The 19,690-nt window shown below is 71.5% G+C and carries 19 protein-coding genes and 1 tRNA gene; 15 read left to right on the plus strand and 5 right to left on the minus strand.

Going from position 1 to position 19,690, the window contains the following annotated elements:
- Positions 1-4 precede the first annotated feature (4 nt).
- From rph to hemW, 3 genes are read left to right on the plus strand one after another with little or no spacing between them, the layout of a single operon-like run.
- Positions 5-754: a ribonuclease PH gene (gene rph / locus NGK70_RS22685; RefSeq protein ID WP_251970720.1), complete on the plus strand. Its 750-nt coding sequence runs from the start codon at positions 5-7 to the stop codon at positions 752-754.
- Positions 755-761: 7 nt separating this feature from the next.
- Entirely contained in the window at positions 762-1,418 is a 657-nt protein-coding gene (gene rdgB, locus NGK70_RS22690; RefSeq protein ID WP_251970721.1) for an RdgB/HAM1 family non-canonical purine NTP pyrophosphatase, read from the plus strand.
- Complete coding sequence (gene hemW, locus NGK70_RS22695; protein WP_251970722.1) at positions 1,411-2,625, plus strand: radical SAM family heme chaperone HemW; 1,215 nt, start codon at positions 1,411-1,413, stop codon at positions 2,623-2,625. The genes rdgB and hemW overlap by 8 nt, the downstream gene beginning before the upstream one ends.
- A gap of 43 nt (positions 2,626-2,668) precedes the next feature.
- Here hemW and NGK70_RS22700 read toward each other — a convergent pair whose 3' ends face one another.
- The 3 genes from NGK70_RS22700 to NGK70_RS22710 are packed head-to-tail and all read right to left on the minus strand — an operon-like array spanning position 2,669 to position 5,468.
- Positions 2,669-3,838 (minus strand): protein-glutamate methylesterase/protein-glutamine glutaminase, encoded by a 1,170-nt coding sequence (locus NGK70_RS22700; RefSeq protein ID WP_251970723.1) that lies wholly within the window; start codon positions 3,836-3,838, stop codon positions 2,669-2,671.
- Between the two features lie 45 nt (positions 3,839-3,883).
- Positions 3,884-4,546, minus strand: a complete 663-nt coding sequence (gene cheD / locus NGK70_RS22705; protein ID WP_251970724.1) for a chemoreceptor glutamine deamidase CheD — start codon at positions 4,544-4,546, stop codon at positions 3,884-3,886.
- A 49-nt stretch (positions 4,547-4,595) separates the two neighbouring features.
- Positions 4,596-5,468, minus strand: coding sequence for a CheR family methyltransferase (locus NGK70_RS22710; protein WP_251970725.1), 873 nt, complete (start codon positions 5,466-5,468; stop codon positions 4,596-4,598).
- 334 nt (positions 5,469-5,802) lie between these two features.
- Between NGK70_RS22710 and NGK70_RS22715 the strand changes: the two genes are divergently transcribed.
- The 3 genes from NGK70_RS22715 to NGK70_RS22725 are packed head-to-tail and all read left to right on the plus strand — an operon-like array spanning position 5,803 to position 7,888.
- Entirely contained in the window at positions 5,803-6,627 is an 825-nt protein-coding gene (locus tag NGK70_RS22715) for a GGDEF domain-containing protein (RefSeq protein WP_251970726.1), read from the plus strand.
- Positions 6,624-7,472 (plus strand): MinD/ParA family protein, encoded by an 849-nt coding sequence (locus NGK70_RS22720; protein ID WP_251970727.1) that lies wholly within the window; start codon positions 6,624-6,626, stop codon positions 7,470-7,472. The genes NGK70_RS22715 and NGK70_RS22720 overlap by 4 nt, the downstream gene beginning before the upstream one ends.
- Positions 7,469-7,888, plus strand: coding sequence for a group II truncated hemoglobin (locus NGK70_RS22725; RefSeq protein ID WP_251970728.1), 420 nt, complete (start codon positions 7,469-7,471; stop codon positions 7,886-7,888). The genes NGK70_RS22720 and NGK70_RS22725 overlap by 4 nt, the downstream gene beginning before the upstream one ends.
- A gap of 24 nt (positions 7,889-7,912) precedes the next feature.
- Here NGK70_RS22725 and NGK70_RS22730 read toward each other — a convergent pair whose 3' ends face one another.
- Both NGK70_RS22730 and radC read right to left on the minus strand, forming a co-directional pair.
- Positions 7,913-8,590: a Smr/MutS family protein gene (locus tag NGK70_RS22730; RefSeq protein ID WP_251970729.1), complete on the minus strand. Its 678-nt coding sequence runs from the start codon at positions 8,588-8,590 to the stop codon at positions 7,913-7,915.
- Entirely contained in the window at positions 8,587-9,255 is a 669-nt protein-coding gene (radC, locus tag NGK70_RS22735; protein ID WP_251970730.1) for a RadC family protein, read from the minus strand. Before radC ends, NGK70_RS22730 begins: the two co-directional genes overlap by 4 nt.
- 125 nt (positions 9,256-9,380) lie before the next feature.
- Between radC and NGK70_RS22740 the strand changes: the two genes are divergently transcribed.
- From NGK70_RS22740 to NGK70_RS26535, 9 genes are all read left to right on the plus strand, one after another.
- Positions 9,381-9,836: an FKBP-type peptidyl-prolyl cis-trans isomerase gene (locus NGK70_RS22740; protein ID WP_251970731.1), complete on the plus strand. Its 456-nt coding sequence runs from the start codon at positions 9,381-9,383 to the stop codon at positions 9,834-9,836.
- A complete protein-coding gene (ispH, locus tag NGK70_RS22745; protein ID WP_251970732.1) occupies positions 9,836-10,867 on the plus strand; it encodes a 4-hydroxy-3-methylbut-2-enyl diphosphate reductase in 1,032 nt (343 codons plus the stop codon). Before NGK70_RS22740 ends, ispH begins: the two co-directional genes overlap by 1 nt.
- A 70-nt stretch (positions 10,868-10,937) precedes the next feature.
- A complete protein-coding gene (gene serS / locus NGK70_RS22750) occupies positions 10,938-12,254 on the plus strand; it encodes a serine--tRNA ligase (protein WP_251970733.1) in 1,317 nt (438 codons plus the stop codon).
- 73 nt (positions 12,255-12,327) lie between these two features.
- A tRNA-Ser gene (locus tag NGK70_RS22755) sits at positions 12,328-12,418 on the plus strand.
- Between the two features lie 135 nt (positions 12,419-12,553).
- Entirely contained in the window at positions 12,554-13,315 is a 762-nt protein-coding gene (locus NGK70_RS22760; RefSeq protein ID WP_251970734.1) for an ABC transporter ATP-binding protein, read from the plus strand.
- Positions 13,316-13,349: 34 nt separating this feature from the next.
- Positions 13,350-15,815, plus strand: a complete 2,466-nt coding sequence (locus tag NGK70_RS22765; RefSeq protein ID WP_251970735.1) for an ABC transporter permease — start codon at positions 13,350-13,352, stop codon at positions 15,813-15,815.
- A gap of 29 nt (positions 15,816-15,844) precedes the next feature.
- A complete protein-coding gene (locus tag NGK70_RS22770; RefSeq protein ID WP_251970736.1) occupies positions 15,845-17,125 on the plus strand; it encodes an efflux RND transporter periplasmic adaptor subunit in 1,281 nt (426 codons plus the stop codon).
- Between the two features lie 203 nt (positions 17,126-17,328).
- Positions 17,329-18,516, plus strand: coding sequence for a glycosyltransferase family 2 protein (locus tag NGK70_RS22775; RefSeq protein WP_251970737.1), 1,188 nt, complete (start codon positions 17,329-17,331; stop codon positions 18,514-18,516).
- Positions 18,517-18,566: 50 nt separating this feature from the next.
- Positions 18,567-19,661 carry an ATP-grasp fold amidoligase family protein gene (locus NGK70_RS26535; RefSeq protein ID WP_310742557.1) on the plus strand — a complete coding sequence of 365 codons (1,095 nt, stop codon included), beginning with the start codon at positions 18,567-18,569 and terminating at the stop codon, positions 19,659-19,661.
- Positions 19,662-19,690: the final 29 nt, after the last annotated feature.

The raw sequence follows: 19,690 nt of genomic DNA on the forward strand, positions 1-19,690 counted from the left end.
CCCGATGACCACCTCCCGCCCCCACGGCCGCGCCCCCGCGTCACTGCGCCCCATCCGCATCACCCGCGGCTACACCAAGCACGCCGAGGGCTCGGTGCTGGTCGAGTTCGGTGACACCAAGGTGCTCTGCACCGCCTCGGTCGAGGAGCGCGTGCCGCCGCACCAGAAGGGCAGCGGCGAAGGCTGGGTCACCGCCGAGTACGGCATGCTGCCGCGCTCCACCCACACCCGCAGCGCCCGCGAAGCCGCCAAGGGCAAGCAGAGCGGGCGCACCCAGGAGATCCAGCGCCTGATCGGCCGCTCGCTGCGCTGCGTCTTCGACCTCAAGGTCCTCGGGGAGCGCACGATCACGCTGGACTGCGACGTGCTGCAGGCCGACGGCGGTACCCGCACCGCCTCGATCACCGGCGCCTTCGTCGCCGCGGCCGATGCGGTCAACGGGCTGATCGCCGCCGGCAAGATCCCCGCCAGCCCGATCCGCGATCAGGTCGCCGCCGTCTCGGTGGGCATCCTGGCCGGCACGCCGCTGCTGGACCTGGAGTACGTCGAGGACTCCGCCTGCGACACCGACATGAACGTGGTCATGACCGGCGCCGGCGGCTTCGTCGAGCTGCAGGGCACCGCCGAAGGCGCGGCCTTCAGCCACGCCGAGATGCTGCAGTTGGTCAGCCTGGCCGAGGCGGGCATCCGCCGCCTGGTCGAGCTGCAGAAGGCCGCGCTCGCCGGCACGCCCGGCCAGGCCGTCGAAGGCTGAGGCCGCGATGAGCCGCAGCGACAGTCCTGGCCGCCGCCTCGTGCTGGCCTCCAACAACGCCAAGAAGCTCAAGGAACTGCAGGCCCTGCTCGGCGCGACCGGTGTCACGCTGGTCGCCCAGCGCGACCTGGGCATCGCGGAGGCCGACGAGCCGCACCACACCTTCGTCGAGAACGCGCTGGCCAAGGCCCGCCACGCCGCCGCGGCCTCGGGCCTGCCGGCGATCGCCGACGACTCGGGCCTGTGCGTCGATGCGCTGGGCGGACACCCCGGTGTGCAGTCGGCCCACTTTGCGCCGATCGACCGCAACCCGGCCGATGACCGCGAGGCCCACCGCGCCCGCCAGGACGCCGCCAACAACGCCCGGCTGCTGGCCGATCTGGCGGGGGCGGACACCCGGCGTGCGCGCTTCGTCTGCGCGCTGGTGGCCGTGCGCTCGGCCGACGACCCCGAGCCGCTGATCGCCTTCGGCCGCTGGGATGGGGAGATCCTCGCCGTGCAGCAAGGCGGTGGCGGTTTTGGCTACGACCCGCTGATGTACATCGCCTCACAGGGCTGCACCGCCGCGGAGATGGCGACCGAGGTGAAGAACCGCCTCAGCCACCGCGCGCGGGCGTCGGCGCAGATGGTGGCCCTGATGCGCGAGGTCTGGCAGCTTGGCTGACGATCTGGTCTCCCGCTACCTGCGCCCCGGCACCCTGCAGCTCGGCGCGGTGCCGCCGCTGAGCCTGTACGTGCACCTGCCCTGGTGCCTGCGCAAGTGCCCGTACTGCGACTTCAATTCCCATGAGCGGACGGCCGCATCCGACGGCCGGCATCTCGATCCGCAGTTAGAGACCCGCTACCTCGACGCCCTGCGCGCCGACCTGGAGGCCGCGCTGCCGCTGGTCTGGGGCCGCCAAGTACACAGCATCTTCATCGGCGGCGGCACGCCCAGCCTGTTCTCGCCCGAGGCGATTGCCCGGCTGCTGGATGAGGTGCGCGCCCGCCTGCCGCTGCTGCCCGGTGCCGAGGTGACGCTGGAGGCCAACCCCGGCACCTTCGAGCGCGAGCGCTTCCGCGCCTTCCGCGCCGCGGGCGTCACCCGGCTGTCGATCGGCGTGCAGAGCTTCGACGACGCCGCGCTGGCCGCACTCGGCCGGGTGCACGACCGCGCCCAGGCGATTGCCGCGGCCGAGGAGGCGCGCGAGGCCTTCGACACCTTCAACCTCGACCTGATGTACGCCCTGCCCGGGCAGGACCTGGCGAAGGCGGCCGAGGACCTGCGCACTGCGCTGGCGCTGCAGCCCACGCACCTGTCGGTCTACCACCTGACGATCGAGCCCAACACCCGCTTCGCCAACGCGCCGCCCACTGGGCTGCCGGACGACGACCTGTCGGCCGAGATGCTCGACCAGATCACCGCGCTGACCGGCGAGGCCGGCCTGCAGCGCTACGAGGTGTCGGCCTACGCGCAACCGGGCCACCGCTGCCGCCACAACCTGAACTACTGGCAGTTCGGCGACTACCTCGGCATCGGCGCCGGCGCGCACAGCAAGCTGAGCTTCCCGCACCGCGTCGTGCGCCAGGTGCGTTGGCGCGAGCCGGCGGCCTACATGGAGAAGGCCCTGGCCGGCCAGGCGGTGTCGAACGACGAGGAAGTCACCCGCCGTGCCCTGCCCTTCGAGTTCATGCTCAACGCGCTGCGGCTGAAGGAGGGCTTCGACCTCGCCCTCTTCCCCGAGCGCACCGGGCTGCCGCTGTCGGCCGTGCGGGCGAAGCTCGATGAGGCCGAACGGCAGGGGCTGATCACGCAGGCGCAGGGGCGGGTCGTGCCGACGGCGCGCGGCTTCGACTTCCTGAGTGACCTGCAGGAGCGGTTCCTGGCCTGACCCGGCGCGGGCATCGACCCCGGTGCTGGCACCCGGGTGAGCGTCACACCCGGTGCAGCGTCGCCCCGGCGTTCTCGCGCAGGTGGCGCATCAGGTGGTCGGCGATCTGCTTGAGCGGCAGCACCTCGTGCACCGCGCCAGCGCCGATCGCCTCGCGCGGCATGCCAAAGACGACGCAGCTGGCCTCGTCCTGCGCGACGTTGTAGGCGCCGGCATCGCGCATGGTCTTCATCGCCTGCGCGCCGTCGGCCCCCATGCCGGTGAGCATGATGCCGATGGCGTTGCGCCCGGCCACGCGGGCCGCGGACTGGAACAGCACCTCCACGCTGGGCTTGTGGCGGTTGACCGGCTCGCCATCGCGCACGCGGGCAAGGTAGTTGGCGCCGGAGCGCTCCACCGACAGGTGCATGCCGCCTGGGGCGATGTAGGCGTGGCCGGGCAGCACGCGCTCGCCGTCGGCGGCTTCCTTCACGGCGATGCGGCACAGGCCGTTCAGGCGCGCGGCGTAGCTGCGCGTGAAGCCCGGCGGCATGTGCTGGGTGATGAGCACGCCGGGGGCATCGGCCGGCAGCCCCGTGAGCACCTCGCGGGTGGCCTCGGTGCCGCCAGTGGAGGCGCCGATGAAGATCAGCTTCTCGGTGGAGATGCGGCCCAGCGGGGCGCTGCCTGCCGCGTCGGGCTGCACCGGGCGGCCGGCTGCCGCGCCAGCGGCTGGCGGCGCCATACCGGCGGTCCCGGCAGCGGTACCGGCACTGGCGATGGCCCCGGCGGCTGCAGGGCCGGGCGTTGGTGCGGTGACCAGGCGGCTCACGCGGGCCCGGGCGGCGATGCGCACCTTGTCGGTGATCTCCTGTGCCAGCTGCTTCATGCCGTCGGCGATGCCGATGCGCGGCTTGGCGACAAAGTCCACCGCCCCCAGCTCCAGCGCCTTGAGGGTGACCTCGGCGCCACGCTCGGTCAGCGTGGAGACCATCACCACCGGCATGGGCCGCAGGCGCATCAGCTTGGAGAGGAAGTCGATGCCGTCCATGCGCGGCATCTCCACGTCCAGCGTGATCACATCCGGATCGAGGTTGCGGATCATCTCGCGCGCCACCAGCGGGTCGCTCGCGGCGCCGACGCACTCCATGTCGCCCTGGCGGTTGATGATCTCGCTCAACAGGCTGCGCACCAGGGCGGAATCGTCCACCACCACCACGCGGGTCTTGGCCATCGCTGTTCTCCTGAAATCGGGTTGTTCTGGGACCGTGGTGACGCGTCAGAACAGATCGACGGAACCGCCGGCGCTGCTGCTCTTGCGGACCTTCTGGACGGCATCGCGTTCGATGGCGGCCACCGCGTCGCTGTGGGTCGGCGCCAGGCGCTTGACCATTGCCTTGCCGCTGTGCGGCAGGAAGCAGACCTTGCGCGGGTAGATTTCCATCACGTCCTTGGACACCACCGGGATGCGCTCGGTGGCCAGGTAATCGAGCACGAACTTGGTGTTGCGCTCGCCCACGTTGAGGCTGCTCATGCCGCTGATGACCGCCGCGCCACCGAAGACCTTGGCCTCCAGCGTCATGCGGTTGGCGCCGCGCTTGAGCAGCTCGTTGATCAGCAGTTCCATTGCGAAGGAGCCGTAGCGCCCGCCGTCGGCCATGCCCGCACCCACATCCGGGAGCATGAAGTGGTTCATCCCGCCGACGTGGGCCACGCGGTCCCAGATGCAGGCGGCGATGCAGGAGCCCAGCGTGGTCATGATGAGCACGTCCTCGTCGTAGACGAAGTACTCGCCCGGCAGCACCTTGACGGCATCCGAGCGGAAGAAGGCGTCGTAGAAGAAGAACGAGGCTTCGCCCGGCTTGCGGGGAGCGGCGCGCAGCAACTCCAGGCGCTTGGAGCGCGGCGCGGTCGCCGGGGTGGGAGGGATGACGGCGTTCATGGGGCCTCGACTGGCAATGGAGGGGCGTGACGCGGAGGCTTCGTCCGGGTCAGACACGCTGGTAGACGGTCTTGCCGCGCAGCTGGAACAGGTCGCGCGCGTCGGTGAAGTTCTCGGAGTGGCCGACGAAGAGCTGCGCACCCGGCCGCATGGCTGCGTGCATGCGCTCCAGCACGCGACGCTGGGTGGGCGCGTCGAAATAGATCATCACGTTGCGGCAGAACACGATGTCGAAGGGCTCGCCCAGCGACCACTGCGGACTCATCAGGTTGAAGTGGCGGAACTCGATCAACCGCGCCAGCTCGGGGCGCACGCGGATGAAGCCGGCGTTGTTGCCGGTGCCGCGCAGGAAGTGGCGCTTGAGCCGCTCGGCGCTCAGGCCGCGGGCGTCCGCTGGGTAGACGCCGCGCTGGGCGGTGGCCAGCACGTTGGTGTCGATGTCGCTGGCGAGGATCTTGGTGCCACCGCCAGGGCCCAGCGTCTCGGCCACGCACATCGCGAGGGAGTAGGGCTCCTCGCCGGTGGAGGCCGCGTTGCACCACAGGCGCGGGCTGCGCCCGGCCAGCGCGCGCAGCGCCTCGGCCAGCAGCGGGAAGTGGTGCTCTTCGCGGAAGAAGGAGGTCAGGTTGGTGGTCAGGCAGTTGATGAACTCCTGCCACTCGCGCAGCGCATCGTCGCCGGTGGCTTGCTCCAGCCACTGCAGGTAGGCTGAAAAGGAGCGGTGGCCGGTCTCGCGCAGGCGGCGCGCCAGCCGGCTGTAGACCATCGCGTGCTTGTGCTCGTGCAGGCTGATGCCGGCGCGCTGGTGGATCAGCTGGCGCACGCGGGCGAAGTCGCGCGCATCGAAGCTGAACTCGCGCGCAGCGGCGTCCGTGCCGATCAGGTCGGCACCCGGGTCGTCAACGAGGCGGGAGGTGGCCATGCGGTTGGTTGCGCTGTCAGGTCCGAGCGGCAGCAACGCCAGGCTGGCGGCCGCTGCCATCACGGATGGGAAGATGGGTTCGCTGCCAAGTGTCCCGGTGCCGCACCGGACCCGATGCCCGAAGTTGGCCGGCGGAAGCAGCCATTTCCGTGTCTGGGCGGTGAGGGCCTGGGTTAGACTGACTCAGCGGCTTTTTCAGTTTGCAGTCTCGGCCAGCCCATGCGTGATACACGCGCAGCAGCGGGCTGCAGGATCGATCTGGCCCCCCGCTGGTTCACCGTGCACTCCCCGGGTGCCCGCGTGGCCGTCACGAACCGACAACCCCAACGAGCTCGTGAGACCAGGCTCCTTACGCTTTCCCGTCAGCGCCGAGATCGCCGAATCAGCCGGGCCGGAGGTGCAGCGCATCCCCGTCCAGGCCGGCGAGTTGCGGCTGGAGACGGCGCTGCAATTGCTGCAGCGTTCGGGCCAGGCCTGGCCGGAAGGGGTCGAGCCCGGCTCGACCGCCTGGATGCAGGCCCTGGTGGACGGGCTGTGCGAACTCTCCAGCCGCGACCCGCTGACCGGGCTGGCCAACCGCCGCCAGTTCGAGGCGGCGCTGGACCGCGAGGTCGACCGTGTCGCCCGCTCGGGCGAGCCCGCCCTGCTGCTGCTGGCCGACATCGACCATTTCAAGCGCGTCAACGACACCCACGGCCACGCCGCTGGCGACCTGGTGATCCAGGCGGTCGCGCGCACGTTGCAAGACAGCGTGCGACCCATGGACACGGTGGCGCGCATCGGCGGCGAAGAGTTCGCCGCGGTGCTGCCCAGTTGCCCGCCGGCCTTCGGCCGCGCGGTCGCCGAGCGGGTTCGCATGGCGATCGAGTGCTTGGCGATCCCGATCTCGCCGCGCCAGTCCCTGCAGATCACGATCAGCATCGGCGGGGCGTTTGCACCGGCCTGGGTGCGCTCCTCCCCGTCTCTGTGGCTGGGGCGCGCCGACCAGCAGCTCTACCGGGCCAAATCCAGTGGTCGCAATTGCACGCAATTGGAAGCCGCACCGCAGTCAGAGGTCACCCCTGAAGAGCGCGGCCTGCTGTTCGGCTCGGCGGCCAACGCCATGGCCACGCCGCCGGCCGATGCCGCCACCCGCCCCACCGATCCTTCCCAGCCATGAACGCCCCGACCTCCTCTACCGCCCCCCGCGCGCCGCGCCCCGCGTCGGCCGCCGGTGCGCGCATCCTGGCGGTCACCAGCGGCAAGGGCGGCGTCGGCAAGACCATGGTCGCGGCCAACCTTGCCGCCGCGCTGGCCCGCCACGGCCGGCGCGTGCTGGTGATCGACGCCGACCTGGGCCTGGCCAACCTCGATGTGGTGCTCAACCTGCACCCCTCCACCACGCTGCACGACGTCTTCACCGGCCGGGCCACGCTGGAGCAGGCCACCCTCGACGCCCCCGGTGGCTTCCGGGTGCTGCTGGCCGGCTCGGGCCTGGTCGAGTACTCGCGCCTCACGCCCGAGGTGCGCGAGCAGCTCGTCGAGCTGCTGGCCGCCGTGCGCCCGCACTACGACGACGTGCTGATCGACACCGGCGCGGGCATCTCCGATGTGGTGCTCTATGCCGTCTCGCTGGCCGACGAGGTGCTGGTGGTGGCCACGCCCGAGCCCACCTCCCTGACCGACGCCTACGCCACCATCAAGGTGCTGGCCGTGCAGCAGGGCCGCACCGGCACGCTGCTGGCGGTCAACCAGTGCAGCCGCAGCGGCGAGGGCCGGGGCGTCGCCCAGCAGTTGCAGGCCGTGATCGAGCGCTTCGTGCGCCTGCCCGACGGCCGGCCCGTGCAGCTGGCCTACCTCGGCGAGATCCCCACCGACCCCTCGGTGCGCGACGCGGTGCAGCGCCGCCAGCTCCTGATGCTCACCTACCCGGGCGCCAAGGCCGCACTGGCCATCATGCAACTGGCCAGCCGCCTCACCAGCCCACGGGGCACCGCCCCAAACCCGCCGTTGCCCAGCCCGTGACCGACTCCGCCGCCCCTGCCAACTCTCCCACCCCACCCGCCACCTCCTTCGACTGGGTGGGCGGTGAAGCCCGTGTGCGCGCCCTGGTCGACCGCTTCTATGACCTGATGGACCTGGAGCCGGCCTACCGCGAATTGCGCGCCGTGCACGGCAGCACGCTGGACGATGCGCGCGACAAACTGTTCTGGTTTCTCTGCGGCTGGCTGGGCGGGCCGGGCCACTACGAGGAGCGCTTCGGCCACCCGCGCCTGCGCATGCGCCACCTGCCCTTCGCGATCGGCGTGCGCGAGCGCGACCAGTGGCTGGCCTGCATGCACCAGGCGATGCAGGAAGCCGAGCTCGACCCGGTGCTGGTCGCCCGCCTGAACGAAAGTTTCTTCAAGACCGCCGACTGGATGCGCAACATCGCCACCTGAGCGGCGGCACGCCAGTTCGCCCGATCAATCGTTCTCACCCAGCCAGCGCCGCAGGTGGCGCTGGCGCGGAACGCGCCCTTCCAGCAGCACGATCAGCGCGCCGGCGCCGCCGTCCGGCCCGCGCGCCTGGGTGTAGGCCATCACCTCGCGGCGCTGCGCCAGCCAGCTCGCCACTTTGCCCTTGAGCACCGGCTCGCGCCCGGGCGAGCCCAGGCCCTTGCCGTGCACCACGCGCACGCAGCGCCAGCCCTGCTTGGCCGCCTCCGCCAGGAAGCCGCTCAGCGCCTCGCGGGCCGCGTCGCGGCGCAGGCCGTGCAGGTCGATCTGCCCCTGCACCGTCCACTTCCCCTGCCGCAGGTTCTTCAACACCTCCGGGCCGACGCCGACGCGGTGGTAGCTCAGCCGATCGTCGGTCTCCATCAGCGTGACCGGGTCGAACTCGTCGGAGAGCGACGAGCGCAGCACCTGCTGCTCGTCGCGCTGGCGCTGGCGCGGGATCGGCGCCGGGCGCGGGCGCTTCAGCTCGGCCAGCCCGGTGTCCGGCAACGGCGTCACCGGCCCGACGGTGCGGGCAAACAGGTCGTGCTCGCGCTGCCGGGCCGCTTCCTCGGCGGCGCGCTGCGCGGCAGCGGCCTCGGCTTGGCGGCGGCGCTCCGTCAGCTCGCGGCCGATCGCCGCCAGCTCATCCCACGAGGTCTTCACAGCAGCCCCCGCTCGGCAAACGAGACGATCTGCCCCCGCCCCACCACCAGGTGGTCGAGCACGCGCACGTCGACCAGCGCCAGCGCGTTCTTGAGCGACTGGGTCAGGAACTCGTCGGCCCGCGAGGGCTCGGCCACGCCCGAGGGATGGTTGTGCGCCAGCAGCACCGCCGCGGCGTTGAGCGCCAGCGCGCGCTTGAGCACCTCGCGCGGGTAGACGCTGGTCTGCGTCAGCGTGCCTCGAAACAGCGGCTCGTAGGCAATCAGCCGGTGCTGCGCATCCAGGAACAGCACCGCGAACACCTCGTGTGCCAGGTCGGCCAGCTGCAGCTTCAGGTACTCGCGCACCGTCGTGGGGCTGTCGAACACCGGCCGCTGCGCCAGCTCGGCCGTCAGCGCGCGCCGCGCCAGCTCCAGCACCGCCTGCAGCTCGGCCAACTTGGCGGGCCCCAGGCCCTTGACCTTGGCGAGCTGGTTCGGCTCCGTGCGCAGCAGCCCGGAAACGCCACCGTTGCGCGCCAGCAGCTGCTCGGCCATCTGCAGCACCCCCAGGCCCTGCGTCCCGGTGCGCAGCAGCAGCGCCAGCAGCTCGGCATCGGCCAGCGCCGCCGGGCCCTGGGCCAGGAGCTTCTCGCGGGGACGCAGCGCGGCGGGCAGGTCTTTCATCGGCGTCGTGCGGTAGGTGGCTCGGGCGCGGGGCCGGCCATGGAGGCGGCACCTAAAATCGCGGCCAGTCTACCCACACAACGCTGCCGCGCGCCGATGCCGCCGCGCAGCCCACAGGATCCACCATGTCCCAGGTTCAAGCGGGTTCCTTCCTCACCCTCCACTACCGCCTCGCCGGCCCGGACGGTGCCGACGTGATCAACACCTTCACGTCCAAGCCGGCCACGCTGTCGCTGGGCACCGGCACGCTGTCGCCGGCCATCGAGGAGCGCCTGATCGGCCTGGAAGAAGGCAGCCGCCACACCCTGGAGCTGCCCGCTGGCGCGGCCTTCGGCGAGCGCAACCCGGCGATGGTGCAGCGCCTGGCCGCCAAGGTGCTGCGCGACATGGGTGACCCCTGCGAGACCTACACCGTCGGCGACGCGGTGCAGTTCCCCACCCCGGATGGCCAGGGCTCGTTCGCCGGCGTGGTGCGGGCGGTGGACCCCAGCGGCGGCAAGGAGTGGGTCGAGTTCGACTTCAACCACCCGCTCGCCGGCCAGCCGGTGACCTTTGAAGTCCAGCTCATCGGGGTGCTGTGATGAGTGCGCCCATCGCCAACGCCCCTGCCGCCGTGCAGGAAGTGGTGCTGGCACAGCCGCGCGGCTTCTGTGCCGGCGTGGACCGCGCCATCGAGATCGTAGAGCGTGCACTCACGCTCTACGGCGCGCCGATCCACGTGCGCCACGAGATCGTGCACAACACCTACGTGGTCAACGACCTGAAGGCCAAGGGCGCGATCTTCATCGAGGACCTGGCCGAGGTGCCCCCCGGCGCCACGCTGATCTTCTCGGCCCACGGCGTGAGCAAGGCCGTGCAGCAGGAGGCCGAAGCGCGCGGCTTCCGCATCTTCGACGCCACCTGCCCGCTGGTCACCAAGGTGCACGTCGAGGTGGCCAAGCTCGCCAAGGAAGGCTACGAGTTCATCATGATCGGCCACAAGGGCCACCCCGAGGTGGAGGGCACGATGGGCCAGCTGCACGAGGGCATCTACCTCGTTGAGGACGCCGCCGACGTGGCCCACGTGCCGGTGAAGCGCCCTGACCGCCTCGCCGTGGTCACCCAGACCACCCTGAGCGTGGATGACGCGGCGGGCATCCTCAGCGCGGTGAAGGCCCGCTTCCCGCTGGTGCGCGAGCCCAAGCAGCAGGACATCTGCTACGCCACCCAGAACCGGCAGGACGCGGTCAAGCTGCTCTCCGGCGAGGCCGACGTGGTGATCGTCGTCGGCAGCCCCACCAGCTCCAACAGCAACCGCCTGCGCGAGGTGGCCGAGCGCCGCGGCACGCCGGCCTACATGGTCGACAGCGCCGCCGAGCTGAAGCCCGAGTGGTTCACCGGCCTCGGCCACGCCGCCCGGGTCGGGCTGACCGCCGGCGCCTCCGCGCCCGAGTTGCTGGTGCAGCAGGTCATCGAACGTCTCAAGGCGCTGGGCGCACTCAGCGTTCGCACGATGCCCGGCGCCGAGGAATCCACCGAATTCCCGCTGCCCAAGGGCCTGGGCGACCGGTCGATGGCCGCGCACGCCGGGCAAGTGGCCCAGGCCTCGGAAGCTGCCACCGGCCGATCCTGACCCGGCCAACGCCAGATACCCGCCGCCGGGCCGCAACCCCGGCGCACGACCCATCCTCAGGAAACCTTCCATGCTCGACATCACCCAACTGCGCCGCGACCTGAACGCGGTGGTGGCCCGGCTCGAGGCCCGCCAGACCCCCCAGCCCTACCTCGACGTGGCGCGCTTCACCGCGCTCGAAGGTGAGCGCAAGACCCTGCAGACCCGCACCGAGGAGCTGCAGGCCCAGCGCAACCAGCTCTCCAAGCAGATCGGCATGCTCAAGGGCCGCGCTGCCAAGGGGGAGGACACCGCTGCGCAGGTGGAGCAGGCCATGGCGCAGGTGAACGCCATCGCCGACGAGATGTCCGCCGGCGCCGCCCGCCTGGAGGCGCTGCAGGGCGAACTCAACGGCATGCTGATGTCGGTGCCCAACCTGCCGCAGGCCGACGTGCCCGTTGGCAGCGACGAGACCGACAACGTCGAGGTGCGCCGCTGGGGTGCCCCCAAAACCTACGACTTCACCGTCAAGGACCACGTCGACCTCGGCGCCCCGCTGGGCCTGGACTTCGAGACCGGCGCCAAGCTCTCCGGCTCGCGCTTCGCCTTCCTGAAGGGCCCCGCCGCCCGCCTGCACCGCGCGCTCGCCCAGTTCATGCTGGACACGCAGACCACGAAACACGGCTACACCGAGTGCTACACGCCCTACATCGTCAACCGCGAGGTGCTCGAAGGCACCGGCCAGCTGCCCAAGTTCAAGGAAGACATGTTCTGGGTCAGCCGCGGCGGTGACGAGACCCAGGCCGAGCAGTACCTGATCAGCACCTCCGAGATCTCGCTGACCAACAGCGTGCGCGAGCAGGTGCTCGCCGCCGACGCGCTGCCCATCAAGCTCACCGCGCACAGCCCCTGCTTCCGCTCCGAGGCCGGCTCGGGCGGGCGCGACACCCGCGGCATGATCCGCCAGCACCAGTTCGACAAGGTCGAGATGGTCCAGATCACCCGCCCGGATCAGAGCGACGCGGCGCTGCAGGACATGGTCGGCCACGCCGAGGCCATCCTGCAGGCGCTCGAACTGCCCTACCGCGTCGTGCTGCTGTGCACCGGCGACATGGGCTTCGGTTCCGCCAAGACCTACGACCTGGAAGTCTGGCTGCCCGCGCAGGACACCTACCGCGAGATCAGCTCCTGCAGCAACTGCGAAGCCTTCCAGGCCCGCCGCATGCAGACGCGCTTCAAGAACGCCCAGGGCAAGAACGAGTTCGTCCACACCCTCAACGGCTCCGGCCTGGCGGTGGGCCGAGCCCTCGTAGCCGTGCTGGAGAACCACCAGAATGCCGACGGCAGCATCACCGTGCCGGCCGTGTTGCGCCCCTACCTCGGTGGGCAGGCGCTGCTGCGGCCCTGATGGATTGATCGGCTATACTCTCGCTCCTTTGCTGGACCGACCGCCAGCACCGCCGTCCAGGCGGGCGTGATCAGGAGAGATGGCAGAGTGGTCGAATGCGCCGGACTCGAAATCCGGTATACGGTACTCCCGTATCGAGGGTTCGAATCCCTCTCTCTCCGCCAAGATGAACCCCAAGTGCCGACGGCGCTTGGGGTTTTTTCTTTTCTTCCGGGGCGTCGATCCCCCGCCTCGCTGACCACCCGGTCAGTTTGCCCCCCGTCAAGACTGTTGCGTTCACCGCGGCGCAACATGGCGGCATGGGCGCGATCGAGCAATCCGTCACGGCTGGGGCGCGGCCTCCGGAGGAGGCGCTGTTCGTCGTCACCGACCTCTCCAAGGTCTACCGCACCGGCGAGGACGGCGACGAGCTGCAGGTGCAGGCGCTGCGCGGGGTGGACCTGGAGGTGCGCGCGGGCGAGTTCGTGGTGCTGCTGGGCGCCTCGGGCAGCGGCAAGTCGACCCTGCTGAACATCCTCGGCGGGCTGGAGGTGGCCACCAGCGGCTCGGTGCGCTACGCCGGGCAGGAGCTGACCACGCTGGACGAGGAGGCGCTGACGCGCTACCGGCGCGTCAACGTGGGCTTCGTGTTCCAGTTCTACAACCTGATCCCGAGCCTGACGGCACGCGAGAACGTCGCGCTGGTCACCGACATCGTCGAGGCGCCGATGGACCCGGACGAGGCGCTGGCGCTGGTCGGCCTGGCGCCGCGGCGCAACCACTTCCCGTCGCAGCTCTCGGGGGGCGAACAGCAGCGCGTGGCGATCGCACGGGCCATCGTCAAGCGCCCCCAGGTGCTGCTCTGCGACGAGCCCACCGGCGCGCTGGACTACCCGACCGGCAAGCTGGTGCTGGAAGTGATCGCGCGCATCAGCCAGGAGCTGGGCACGACGGTGGTGGTGATCACGCACAACGCCGCCATCGCCGCGATGGCCGACCGCGTGCTGCACCTGGGCGACGGGCGCATCCAGCGCGAGGAGCGCAACGCGCGGCGCGCGGACCCGTCCGAGCTGTCGTGGTAGCGCAAGAGGCCCAGGCACACAGGACGACGGCGCCATGAAGGCCCTCACCCGCAAGCTGCTGCGCGACCTGCGCCTGATGTGGAGCCAGGCGCTGACGATCGCGCTGGTGGTGGCCAGCGGCATCGCCGGCTTCGTGACCACGCTGTCGGCGGTGGAGTCGCTGGAGGCGGCGCGCGACCGCTATTACGCGGTTGGGCACTTTGCCGACGTGTTCGCCAGCGTCAAGCGCGCGCCGCTGTCGGTGATCGAACAGGTGCGCGCGCTGCCGGGCGTGGCCGACGTGCAGCCGAGCACCGAGTTCATCGTGCGCATCGAGCTGCCCGGGGTGAACGACCCGATCATCGGCCAGCTGATCGGCATCGACCGGCGCCAGCCGCCGCGGCTGAACCTGGTGACGGTGCGCGGCGGTCACTTCCCGACGGCGCAGGAGGCGCTGGCCCACGCGGCCAATGGAGGTGGCAGCGGCGGTGGGCAGGGCGCTGCGGTGATCCCGGCGCTGGTGTCGGAGGCCTTTGCGAATGCGCACGGGCTGAAACCCGGCTCGCGCCTGAACGCCCTGATCAATGGCCGCCAGCGCACGCTGGAGGTGGCCGGGCTGGCGTTGTCGCCGGAGTTCATCTTCGCCGGGCTCTGGGGCATGCCGGACCTGCGCGGCTTCGGCGTCTTCTGGATCGACCGGGAGGTGCTGGCCGCCGCCTACGACATGGAGGGCGCCTTCAACCGGCTGGCGATCAAGCTGGCGCCCACTGGCGCCGCAGCCGGTGAAGCGGCAGACACACCGACAAACCAGGAAGCCCAGGTGCTGGCCGACCTGGAGCGGGTGCTGGCGCCCTGGGGCGGGCGCGACCCGCGCGCTCGCACGGACCAGACCTCGCACGCGATGCTGGACAACGAGATCAAGGAGCAGCACGTGATGGGCACCGTGCTGCCGGCGATCTTCCTGGGCGTGGCGGCCTTCCTGCTCAACGTGGTGGTGAGCCGGCTGGTGGCCACGCAGCGCGAGCAGATCGCGGCGCTGAAGGCGCTGGGCTACGCCAACCGGCAGATCGTCGCGCACTACCTGCAGCTGGTGCTGGCCATCGTGGCGCTGGGCGGGGTGCTGGGCGTGGCGCTGGGGCGCTGGCTGGGGCGGATGTTCCTGGGGCTGTACGCGGAGTTCTTCCGCTTCCCGAGCTTCGAGCACGAGCTGGGCGCCTGGCTGGTGCTGCTGAGCGTGGGGCTGAGCGTGGCCACGGCGGTGGCGGGCACGCTGGGCGCCATCCTGGCCACTGTGCGGCTGAGCCCCGCGGCCGCCATGCGCCCGCCGGCACCGGGGCGCTACCGGCGCACGCTGGTGGAGCGCTTCCTGGCGCTGCCGGGGGTGCGCCGGGTCATCCACCTCGGTCCGCCCGCGCGCATGGTGCTGCGCAACATGGAGCGCCGGCCCTGGCGTACCACGCTGTCGATCACCGGGGTGGCCGCGGCGGTGGCGATCGTGATCATGGGCAACTTCTTCCGCGACGCGATCGAGACCATCGTCGACACCACCTTCACGCTGTCGATGCGCAGCGACGTCTCGGTCTGGCCGACCGACCCGGTGGCCGAGCGCATGCGCCACGAGCTGGAGCACCTGCCGGGCGTGCGCGCAGTGGAGTCCAACCGCTACGTGGCCGTCACCTTGGTCAACGGCCAGCGGCGCGAGCGCAGCCAGATCCGTGGCGTGCCGGCCGAGCCGCAGCTGTACCGCATCATCGACGTGGCCAACCGCGAGTCCCGCCCCAGCCCGGGCGGCCTGCTGCTGACCGACCGGCTGGCCGACAAGCTGGGCCTGCGCATCGGCGATGTGGTGCGCGTGGAGATCCAGGAGGGCCGCCCGCGCAGCATCGAGCTGACAGTGGACGGCACGGTGCGCGAGATGATGGGGCTGAACGCCTACATGGAGCGCCGCGCGCTCAACCGCGCGCTGGGCGAGGGCGATGTGGCCAGCGGCTTCACGGTGGCGCTGGAGCCGGGCACGGAGGCCGCCTTCCTGGCCGCCACCCGCGGCCTGCCGCGCGTGGCAGGCGCCTTCAGCAAGGCCAGCATGCTGCGCAACATGAACGAGATCAGCGCGCGCAACGTGCGCATCATGAGCACGGTGCTGACGTTGTTCGCCAGCGTGATCGCGGTGGGCGTGGTCTACAACAACGCGCGCATCGCGCTGGCCGAGCGGGCCTGGGAGCTGGCCAGCCTGCGGGTGCTGGGCTTCACGCGCGGCGAGGTGTCGGCGCTGCTGCTGGGTGAGCTGGCACTGGTGATCGCAGTGGCGCTGCCGCTGGGGATGGCGCTGGGCTGGGCGCTGGTGCACGGCATCGTCGACCTGCTGAAGTCCGACCAGTTCTATTTCCCCGTGGTGATCCAGCCGCGCACCTACGCCTGGGCCGCCATCGCGGTGCTGGCCGCCGGGGTGGCGAGCGCGCTGGTGGTGCGTCGGCGCATCGACCGGCTGGACATGGTGCAGGCCCTGAAGACACGGGAATGAAGACGGCAGAGGCAATCGGTGAGTGAAGCATGAAGATCCAACGCAAGACGCTCGTCCTCGGCACGCTGGCCACGCTGGCGGTGGCCGGTCTGCTGGCCTGGGCCTTCGCGCCGCGGCCGCTGGCCGTGGAAGTGGCCGCGGTGACGCAGGGACCCTTCGAGACCACGCTGGACGAGGACGGCCAGACCCGCCTGCGCGAGCGCTACGGGGTGTCCGCCCCGCTGGCCGGGCGGCTGGCGCGCATCACGCTGCGCGAGGGCGACGCGGTGGAGGCTGGCGCCACGCTGGCCACGCTCACCCCCGTGCTGGCACCGCTGCTGGATGAGCGCACGGCCCGCGAGGCGCAGGCGCGCGTGGCCACCGCCCAGGCGGTGCTGCAGCGCGCCGCCACACGCATCGAGCGTGCCAAGGTGGCGCAGGCCCAGGCGGACAGTGAACTGCGGCGCAGCGAGCCGCTGGCGGCGCAGGGCTTCGTCTCCCCCAGCCGGGTGGACGACGCCAAGCTGGCGGTGGCCGCGGCACGCAGCGAGGCTGACACCGCGGTGATCGAGCGCGAAGTCGCCACCCGCGAGCTGGCCCAGGCGCGCGCCGCGCTGGAGGCGGTGCGCGGCCCGGGGGGCAGCAGCTTCAACGTGAAGTCGCCGGTGACCGGCCGGGTGCTGAAGGTGCACCAGACCAGCGAGGCCAGCGTCGCCATGGGCACGCCGCTGCTGGACGTGGGCGACACGCGCCGGCTGGAGGTGGTGGCCGAACTGCTGACCAGCGATGCGCTGCAGATCCCGCCCGGCGCCACGGTGCGCATCGAACGCTGGGGTGGCGAGGGTGAGCTGGCCGGGCGGGTGCGGCGCGTCGAGCCGGCCGCGGTCACCAAGGTGTCCGCGCTGGGCGTGGAGGAGCAGCGCGTCAAGGTGCTGATCGACCTGACCAGCCCGCCCGCACAGTGGGCCGCGCTGGGCGAGGCCTACCGGGTGGGCGTGCGCATCGTCACGCGCGCGCAGCCGCAGGCGCTGCAGGTGCCGGTGAGCGCGCTGTTCCCGCCACCAGCGGGAACGGAGGATTCGTTGGCCGTGGGCCACAGTGCCTCGGCCCCGGCCAGCGCCGCTGCCCCCGTCCCCGCAGGCCCGGCAGCCACGCCGATGGCGGTCTATGCCGTCGAGGGCGGCCAGGTGCGGCTCGTGCCGGTCGAGCTGCTGGCGCGCAATGGGCGTAGCGCCTGGATCCGCGCCGCCCTGCCGGTCGGGCAGGCGGTGGTGATCTACCCCCCGGCCAGCCTGCGCGACGGCCAGCGCGTGCAGGTGCGCCGGGTCTAGCAACCCGCCGCCCCCGGCCCCCCGGTTCGCGCGGCCACGGCCCTGACGGGTCGCCCGCGGGGACTCGGCAGGCAGCCGGTTTTGCACGCCCCCACCCCCTCGCCACCCACCCGAAATCGGCGACGGCAGTGCCGTGACCGGCTACCATGCACGTAACCTTGTGTGACACGTTTCACAGATTGTGTTCCACCACAAGGATGCACATGCTCGTCTCCATCGTCATCAACAACCACAACTACGCGCGCTTCCTGGGGCAGGCCATCGACAGCGCCCTGGCGCAGACCCATGCCGAGCTGGAAGTGATCGTCTGCGACGACGCCTCCACCGACGACAGCTGGGCGGTGATGCAGGGCTACGGCACGCGCATCACGGCCCTGCGCAACGAGACCAACGGCGGCCAGGCCGCGGCGATGAACGCCGGCTTCGCGGCCAGCCGCGGCGAGTTCGTGCTTTTTCTGGATTCGGACGACCTGCTCGACCCCACGGCCTTGGCCACCTGCCTGCCGCTGTTCGCCCCGGGGGTCGCGAAAATCCAGTTCGCGCTGCGCTGCATCGACGCTGAAGGCACGCCGCTGGGCCGGCAGATCCCCTTCCTGATGCATGCGGGCGACGTGCGGCCGATGATCCGCCGCTTCGGCAGCTACGCCGGCCCGCCCTCCAGCGGCAACTTCTACCGCCGCAGCGCGATCGAGCGCTACTTCCCGCTGCACGCCCCCGACTGGCGGCGCGCGGCGGACACGCCGCCCTTCCTCCTCAGCGCCTTCAACGGTCGCATCGTCAACGCCCCGCAGGCGCTGGGCGGCTACCGCATCCACAGCAGCAGCAACCGCGGCCGCGGCGGCTTCGGCAACATCGTCACCCGCCACGCCGACGCGCTGCGCGTCGACCTGCACCGCCGCAACGCCACGCTGGCCATCCTGGAGCGCGTGGACGGCCAGGCCCTGGCCGGCCCTTTCCTGCCCGCCCCCTGGAACCTGCGCACCCGCGCCATGTCCTGGCGGCTGGAGCGCGAGGCGCACCCCTTCCCGGAGGACAGCGCCTGGTCGCTGATGAAGCTGCAGGCCCAGGCCCTGAGCGCCTGCCCGGGCTACACCTGGCTCGAACGCCGCCTCTCGCAGGCCTGGCTGATCGGCATCCTGGCGATGCCGGGCGGGCTGGCCTGGCGCTTGGCGCTGACCAACACCTCCAGCCACCTGCGGCGGCGCATTGGCCGGCTCAGCGGCCGCGCAGGTCCGCACGGGGCGCCCCACCACGGCCCACCGGGCAGCCCGCACGGCGGCCAGCGCAGCAGCCAGCTCTCCACGCCCCTCACGCCACAGCTCACGGCCCAGCGCGCCGGCCAGCTCACCCACCCCCACGCCAGCCAGGGCGCCAGCCGGCGAGCAGCCTGACGCAGCCAGCCGCCCCGCCCCCAGCCACCGCCCCCCGGCCCCAAGGCTCCATGGACGCTCACACGCCGCTCCCCGATCCCTCCAGCATCCAGACGCCCGACCCGGCCTGCGTCGCGGCGCCCCCAGCGCCCCGCTTTGCACGGGCGCGGCACTTCCTGCGGCGCCTGGCAGGCATCCGGCGGCCGGACCTGCTGGTGGCGCGGCGCATCGGCCGGCTGCTGCCGGACCGCCTGTACCTGGCGCTGGGCCACCTGGCCTACTTCGGCCGCTGGCCGAACTACACCCACCCGCGCAGCCTCAACGAGCACATCCACGCCTACATGCTGCGCTGCCGCTCGCCGCTGCTGCACATCGCGGCCGACAAGCTCGCCACCCGCGAGCACGTGGCCCGGGTGCTGGGCGAGCAGTACCTGGTGCCGCTGATCGGCGCGTGGGACAGCGCCGACGCGGTGCCGCTCAAGACCCTGCCGCGCCCCTGCGTGGTCAAGACCACCGTCGGCAGCGGGCAGGTGTGGTTCCTCAAGCCCGGCGTGTACACCGACCTGTGCGAACTGCGCCAGCACCTGCGCCGCTGGCTGGCCACCGACTTCAGCAGCCTCAGCCGCGAGTGGTGCTACCGCGGCCTGCCCAACCGCGTGATCGCCGAGGAGATGCTGGTCGGCGAGGCCGGCGCGCAGGGCGCGGAGCAGGCAGAGGGCGCGCTGCCGGCCGACTACAAGTTCTACGTCATCGGCGGTGCGGTGCGCTTCATCCAGGTCGACCGCGGCCGATTCGCTGCGCACACGCGCAACCTGTACGACACCGGCTGGCGCCTGCTCGAAGAGAGGCTGACGCTGGAGAACCACCCCGCCGACCCGCGCCCGCCACGGCTGCAGGAGATGATCGATCTCACCCAGCGGCTGGCCGAGCCCTTCGAGTTCCTGCGCGTGGACTGGTACGTCGTCGGCGAGCGGATCTACATCGGCGAGCTGACCAACTACCCGGGCGCCGGCTTCGAGCGCTTCATCCCGCCGAGCTACGCGTTGGAGCTGGGCAGCCACTGGCGCGTGCCGGCCGAGGTGGCCGAGGTGGCGGAAGCGGCCAACGCGCCAGCCTCCGCCGAAGCGGCCCGCGGCCGCAACGTCAGCCAGGCCGGCCGCTCGTAGAGCCAGCGCAGCGGCGTGCGCCGCAGCGC

Origin of the sequence: Sphaerotilus microaerophilus, from assembly GCF_023734135.1 — a bacterium.
GTDB lineage: Bacteria > Pseudomonadota > Gammaproteobacteria > Burkholderiales > Burkholderiaceae_C > Sphaerotilus > Sphaerotilus microaerophilus.